Here is a 7,317-nt window from a genome sequence, read left to right as displayed (position 1 = left end):
TGCGGGAACGGCCTATTTGCTCAATGTGTTCGGCTGAGATCGGAAATCAACCCGGGAAATCGATAAAAGGTGTCTTTGTGACTGCAATTTAAATATGAGTCGCCGAACCCCAACCGTTACGCCAAATAGCTTCTAAGGCAAACTGAGCGCATGAGCGAACCGATTTAATACAACCACCTGTAAAAATCTTGAGGCACGTTTTCGATATGACAAGAGCTGCTTGAACGAGGAGTACTTGAACCCCACCGCCCTTGCAGCTCTTGAGGATACTTTGCCGGAACTTGGCATTACTTCGCACTAAAACGAGAAGTACTCACTGTCGGAGGACAAGTTCGGCCCCAACCATGAATCGCCCGTCAAGAAGAACTCAGGCCAGCGTTGCATGAACAGTGCCTGTTCGCGCTTCCAGCGGCGCAACTTTTCCTCGTTGGCCTCTTCCCTGCCGCGCGAGGTGAACTCGTAGTGATACAGCTCGGCATAGGGCGTATAGATGGTGCGGTAGCCCGCCTCCCATACGCGCAGGCAAAAGTCTGCGTCGTTAAAGCCAACGGCGAATTCCTCGTTGTAGCCTCCGACCTGCTCAAATACGTCGCGTCGCACCATCTGACAGGCACCCGTCACGGCGCTAAAGTTGCCCGGGCGCACAGCACGAGCAAGATAGCCCTCGCGCTTTGCCGAGAAGTCTTGGTTGGCATGGGCAAGTGCGCCGCGCACACCGACCAAAATGCCAGCGTGCTGCACCAGATGGTCGGCAAAATAGAGCTTGGCGCCCACCACGCCCGCATCGGGACGCTGCAGATACCCCATCATCTCTTCGATAAAATCGGAGCTTATGACCTCGGTATCGTTGTTGAGCAGCAACAGGTAGTCGCCCCTGGCGTGCTCCACACCAAAATTGACGATCTGAGAGTAATTGAACTCGCCCGGCCAGTACACAACGCGCGCGGCGCCCTTACCTTCGGATGCTGCAGCCACGCGCTCCGGCAGGGTTTCGTAATACGCAAACGTCTCCGGGGCTTCGCTGTTGTTCTCCACCAAGACGATCTCGTAGTTGGTATACGTGGCCTTCTGAGCGATCGACGCCACACAGGCATCGAGCGTCTCAACGTGATCCTTGGTGGGAATCACGATGCTCACCAGCGGCGCAGGCTCCGGCAGCGCATAGCGCATGCGGTAGACAAACGGCGTCTCGGTCTCCTCGACCGTTCCGCAAATGCCCAGTGCGTTAAAGTGGCGCTGAAGCGCAAGGCGCCCGGCTTCAATAGCATACGGCTTGCTATCGGCAGAACCATCGGCGGTCGATCCCGGATGAACGCGCCAGTGATACAGCACGTGCGCAACATGCTCAAACCGCGCGCCCGCCGCAAGGCAGCGAAGCGTAAGGTCGTAGTCCTGGGCACCCGCAACATCTTCTGGGGACGTGCCAATGTAATCGATGAGCGCCTTCTCCACCATCAGGAAATGCGTCACACAGTTATGACTATAGAGCAGATCGGCGTTGAGCTTGGTCTTAAAGACCGGCTGACCCCACTCCCCCGTTTTCTGAAACACGTCCTCGTCGCAGAACAGGACCTGGGGGCGCTCGCCCTCGGCCGCCTTATTCAGCGCGGAAACATACTGGAATAACGCGTCCGGTTCCAGAATGTCGTCATGGTCCAAGAACGCGATGTAGTCTCCAGTCGCCTGCTGAATACCAGCGTTGGTGTTGAGCACAATGCCGCCGTTGCCAGGCAGCTCAATACGACAAACCCGCTCGTCATTGGCGGCAGCCGCAAGATTGGCCACCGCATCCCATTCGGGCGAGGCGTCCATAAGCAGCAATTCCCAGTTGCCATAGCTCTGAGCTAGCACCGAGTCCAGCAGCTCGCGCAGGTAGACCCGATCAGTTTTATAGCACGGCACCACAATGCTCACGAGCGGTCTATAGGCAAAGGCCGCCGAAGCGACACGTTGGCACGCCAAATCGCCCGGCTTTGCGCGATGTTGCTCAAACCAACGTCGATAAGCTGCGTCGTCCGCACGCGCGTCCTTCATGCGGTTCCAACTGTCATCGACCATGCCGTTGTACAGGCGACCATCCATGGCGCAAAAACCGCTCTGGATCTGCCCCGCGGGGTCGATTGCAATCGCGACAAAATCACGTATATCCTGGGGCATCTCAACGCTCAAATACGTTTTATTGACGCGGCATCCGTTCTGCTGTGGCACATCGATCTGCGATTCAAACACATGCACGGTGACATCGATGGCATTCATATGCGTATCGAAAATCTGGAGCTCAGGTGCGCACTGAGGGTCTCCAGCCCAGGTAACCTCATAGCGCCACGCCGCGCCGGCGTCTGCCGGCAAATAGCGAATGGCATCGATCTCGTAGAGGCCGCAGTGTTCGCCACGCTGCGCATCGCGGATAAGCGCACACAGCGCAGGCTTTGCTTTGTAGTTAATCTTGGATTCCAGCTTGGCCACGCGGCTATCGAGGCGAATGGAGCCCAACCTTTGGCCACCGGATGCAAAAACGACATCCATCGACGAGCCGTCCAAAAACGGAAGCACCAAGACGGCGAGCTCGCGCTCGTAATCGAAAACGGAAGGGCAAAGCGCCAGCACACGGCCATGATCGACCGGGAGCACCAGCGACAGCACACAAGAACCGCTCGTCGTCGCATGGGCAAACGCTTGAGAACCCTCCCGCTCAATAAGCGCGGCGACATCCTGACCGGCAAAACGAAGCAGCACAAACAGACGGCCCTGACTGCGGCAAAGTGCCAAACGCTTGATACTCATCTACAATTCTCGCTTTCCCAGGGCGTTCGCTGCCATGCGTTTGCAGGCACCCAGGCGCCCAAACCTCAAGACGTCGTAATCGAACATGAGCTTTTTGCACCCACGGGCATTGGGGGCCTTGCTGGTAAGCGCCGCACGCACCATAGCAGCAACAGAAGGAGCGCATTGTGCGAGCGCAGCATCGCTGCCCACGGCAGAACCGGCAAGTGCCGTGGCAACGGCAGCAAACACCTTGCCGCAGTCCGAACCCAGCAACCTGAGCGCATCGTACAGCACCAGGTCGCAGAGGAAGTACGCCAGGTCATTGGCATGCTGAGCATCGAGACCGTCGCGCTGCCAGTCAGCCAGCACCGCGGAGTAAATCTTCACGTGCTCCAGCAGACGTGTCTCGTCGTCGTAGCGCATGGTGTCCATGAGCGAACCCTTGCGCGCGACACGGTAGTCATACAGCTTGTTCGAGATAAGCGCGGTCTTGCGCGAACGACCGTACACGGCAAAATCGAAGACCTGGTCCTCGCCATACTTAACGGTTTCGTCGAACAGAATCCCGTTTTCCAGCAAAAAATCGCGCTTGCAGGCAGTGCGCCATGCAAAGGGGCGAGACGCTTCCTTAAACAGCAGGTCGGAGCTATAGCCTTCAAACGACACATCGCGCGGGCTCAGCACATAGTTAAGCCACGGATACCCCGCCTCCAGCGGATACGGATTCGCGCCAAAGGTCAAAACGTCGCAGCCCTCGCGCTCAAAGGCATCGACGATCACGCGGCATGCATCGGGCGTAAAGCGATCGTCGGAATCCAAAAACGCGACGATAGGAGCCGTGGACGCGGCGATACCTGCATTACGCGCACTCGACAGGCCACCGTTCTCCTTATCGACCAGCGTAAAGCGCGCGTCCTTTTCGCAATAGGTAGCCGCAATATCGCGCGAGCCGTCCGGCGAGCCGTCGTTGACCAGCACGCCTTCCCAATCGGGCATGTCCTGCGCAAGCAGGGAGTCCAGGCACCAGGCCAGGCACTCCTCCACGTTATAGATGGGAACGACAACGGAAATCTTGGGGGTAGCCATAGTCAAGTGCTCCTACTGTGCGACCGGAACGTCATCGGGGTGCGGATTATCACCGTAGGTGCGCTGATACGTCAGCACGCGCCAGACCAGCGGCAGCCCGCCAATCTTAAAGTAGTGCTTAAACGTATTGATCTTGCCCGGCTTTTTAAAGCCAAAGCGCGAATCGATATAGGCGCGGGGCGACTTGATCATCAGGCGCAAGTCGGTCTCGCCACGCGGATCGAACAGCGACAGGTCAAAGCGACCGGCATCCCAATCGGACTTGAGCTCGGGAGAGGCCTTCTCCCAAAACTGCTCGCGCAACTCATCGACCAGGCGCTCATCATTCCAACGGTACGTATCGACCTTCATGCGCATTAAAATACCCTGAAGCTGAGCCTTAAGCTCGGGGCGTTCATCCAAAAAGCGCTGCATCTCGGCATATTCGTCGCACACGCAAAACACCTTGTTAGGAGAATTAACGGAGCTCTTCTCGTTATCTTGGCGATAGAACAAAATGGGGTCCGCGATAAAAGCGGCACGCTCGGCGCAAGCCCAAACCTTAAAGTTAAAGCCTGCGTCCTGATACGAGGCGCCCGGCGTGGGAAGGAACCGAATCTGATTGTCGTTGAGGAACTCGCGCCGATAGATAGCCGACCAAATGGAAGGTTTGCGGTAGAAGATGCCCGGGCGATCGACGGGGCGATACGCGGCGCCCGTCATATACTCGTCGATGATCCCAAACAGCTCACGGCGCTCGCTTGGCGTGGACCAATACAGGTAAAAGTCGCCCTTTACCACATCGGCATGTTCAGCATCGGCCTTGGCGACCAGCTTTTGGAGCGAATCCTCAAACATAAAGTCATCGGACTCAAGGATACCCACGTACTCGCCGCGCGCCATCTCCAGGCCGCGGTTCATCGAGTCGCCGTAGCCGCTGTTGGCTTTGTCGATCATCTTTACACGGGGGTCGCGCTCCATGTACTCGCGGATGATATCTGGCGAGCTATCGGTGGAGCCGTCGTTGATACAGATGATCTCGATGTCCTTGAGCGTCTGCGCCACGGCGGAATCGAGGCACTCGCGCAGATAGTGCTCGACATTGCAAATGGGGACAAGCAGCGAAACTTTAGGGGTATCAGAGTTCTGCAAGAGAACCTCCTGTTGAATAGCGTATAACAGGGTTATTTTAGCAGCCGAGTTGCGGCGGGCGGCAGCGCTTGGAATTAGATAAAGCGCTCCAGGCAGGCTTTGAGACCGCGAGTCGAAAGATAGAACAGCGTTGCGTCTGCCATCGAAACGCCCGCGGTCGCCGCAACGAGCTTGTGGGCAACACGGCGAACGGCGCCCTTAGCAGGCATATCCGCCCACTCCGTTCCCAAAAACGTCGTGAGGTCCATGTTGACGCGAGCCGCCACGCGATGGAAGCCATCAGCATCCAAGCGCACCAGGTCGAACACAATGAGGTCCAAAAACCAAGTTATCAGCTCGCCGGGGCACAGGTCCAAAAGACCGTAGGCCGCCCAGCCCTCCAAGACCTCCTCGAGCATCCTCATGTGGGCGTCAAGCTTTTTGACGCGAGCCTCGGCACTGTTGAACTCATGCGTCGCCGATTCGCTCTCCATCACGTAGTGGTAGAACTTGTCCGGCATGACGACGGTCTTGCGGGCAAGCGCATAAGCCGCAAATTGAAAGACGACGTCCTCGCCCAAAGCCAAACCGGGGGCGAAGCGAATGCCTTCGCGATTGAGCAGCTCACGCGAAAAAGCCGCACGGCAGGCATAGGGCTGCGCATTCGAATGGAACAGCAGTTGGGGATCGCGGGCGCCGAAGGTACCAGCTTTGGGGCTCATGAGTTGCTGGACGCGTTTGGGGGCAGCATCGGCAGGTTCACAGACGCCGCCAAAAACGGCGGCCTCGGCATCCGCAGACTCCATGGCATGCAACACGCGCTCGACCGTCTGGGCATCCATGTAATCGTCGGCGTCCACAAAAAAGACGGTCTCGCCCTCGGCGACATCGATACCGGCATTTCGAGCACAAGAGACGCCCGCGTTTTCTTGGTCAATCACCAGTACGCGATCGTCGGCCTGCGCGATCTGGCGCAACGCGTTCAACGAATCATCAGTCGAACCGTCGTTGACGCAGACAACCTGAATCGAGCGCTCGGACTGGGCCAACAGCGAATCGAGGCATCGCTGAATGGAACGCGCAGAGTTGTAAACGGGGACGACAATGGTAGCTTTAGGACACGAGGCCTCTCCCATGCCGACCTACCCCCTCAGCGATTCGATGAGGAAGGCGGCGACCACGCCGGGGCCTCCAACCGATGCGTAGTATTTGGCACGTCCCAGAGCGCCGTCCGTCGCAAAGCTCGGATGCTCATCCACCCAGCCCTCGGGATCTTTGAGGATTGCAGCGAGATTCGCACGCTTCCACGGCTTAAGGTCGTCCAGTGAAAACTCACCTGCATCCAGGGCGGCTTGGAACTCCTTGGCCATCCGCACCAGGAACTCCTTATAGAACTTAGGCGCCAGGCGCACGTAGTTCCACATGTACGAATCGTACTTAATGACCTGATTAAACTTGAGCATGCGCGCGACATCGCCGCTTGCGTGGTCGCGGGCATAATCCTCTCGAATCCAACGCTCAATCTCGGCATACTCGGTATTGACGCAAAAGACCTTAGCCGAAGAATTGACCGAGGAATTCTCGTTGTCCTGGCGATACGACAACACGGCATCATGCAGGTAAACAGCCTTATCAGCGCACGCGATCACCTTAAAGGCGAATGACGTGTCCTGAAAGGATGCCCCCGGAGTCGGCAGGAACGTAATGCCGTTGCGCTCAAGAAAATCGCGACGGTACACGGCCGACCAAATCGACGGCTTTTGCTTAAAGAACTGCGTCGTATCGCTCGGGTGCACCGGCTTGCCACAGTCCTTGGCTTTAAACATCTCGTGCAGCGAACGGCGCTCCTCGGGCTTAGACCAGTAGAAATCAAAGTTCGCCTTCGCAAAGTCGGCATTATTGCTATCGGCGGCCGAGACAAGCATTTCGAGTGCGTCGGGCGCCATAAAGTCATCGGACTCCAAGATGCCAACGTACTTGCCACGCGCCATCTCCAGACCGTGGTTCATCGAGTCGCCGTAGCCGCTGTTGGCCTTGTCGACCATCTTGACGCGCCCATCGCGCTCCATATACTCGCGGATAATCGCCGGCGAGTTGTCGGTCGACCCGTCGTTAATGCAGATGATCTCAATATCCTTGAGCGTCTGTGCCAGGGCGGAATCGAGACACTCGCGCAGGTAGCGCTGAACATTGTAAATGGGAATAAGCAGCGACAGAACAGGGCTGCCAGAGACGTTAGTAGACAAATGTGCTCCTTAGGAAATACCTGTCGTTTCATGGTATCAAAGGGTCAGCGCGCCAGCGGGCGTTTATATAATCTATGGAGCTCGCAGAGGCAAACTGATACGAAAGGAC

General features: G+C 57.2%; 5 protein-coding genes. All 5 read right to left on the bottom strand.

Going from position 1 to position 7,317, the window contains the following annotated elements; genetic code table 11:
* Positions 1-297: 297 nt before the first annotated feature.
* On the bottom strand, positions 298-2,784 hold the full coding sequence (locus DW645_RS05635) for a glycosyltransferase family 2 protein (protein ID WP_118226747.1): 2,487 nt from the start codon (positions 2,782-2,784) through the stop codon (positions 298-300).
* A complete protein-coding gene (locus tag DW645_RS05630; RefSeq protein WP_118226745.1) occupies positions 2,785-3,852 on the bottom strand; it encodes a glycosyltransferase family 2 protein in 1,068 nt (355 codons plus the stop codon).
* 12 nt (positions 3,853-3,864) lie between these two features.
* Positions 3,865-4,983: a glycosyltransferase family 2 protein gene (locus DW645_RS05625; protein WP_158568689.1), complete on the bottom strand. Its 1,119-nt coding sequence runs from the start codon at positions 4,981-4,983 to the stop codon at positions 3,865-3,867.
* A 74-nt stretch (positions 4,984-5,057) separates the two neighbouring features.
* Positions 5,058-6,098 carry a glycosyltransferase family 2 protein gene (locus DW645_RS05620; protein ID WP_118226741.1) on the bottom strand — a complete coding sequence of 347 codons (1,041 nt, stop codon included), beginning with the start codon at positions 6,096-6,098 and terminating at the stop codon, positions 5,058-5,060.
* 6 nt (positions 6,099-6,104) lie between these two features.
* Entirely contained in the window at positions 6,105-7,208 is a 1,104-nt protein-coding gene (locus DW645_RS05615) for a glycosyltransferase (RefSeq protein WP_118226739.1), read from the bottom strand.
* Positions 7,209-7,317 lie beyond the last annotated feature (109 nt).

It is taken from the genome of Collinsella sp. AM23-17 (assembly GCF_003470945.1).
GTDB lineage: Bacteria > Actinomycetota > Coriobacteriia > Coriobacteriales > Coriobacteriaceae > Collinsella > Collinsella aerofaciens_O.
Note: the sequence above shows the minus strand (reverse complement) of the source record. Positions and strands in the feature narration are given on the sequence as shown.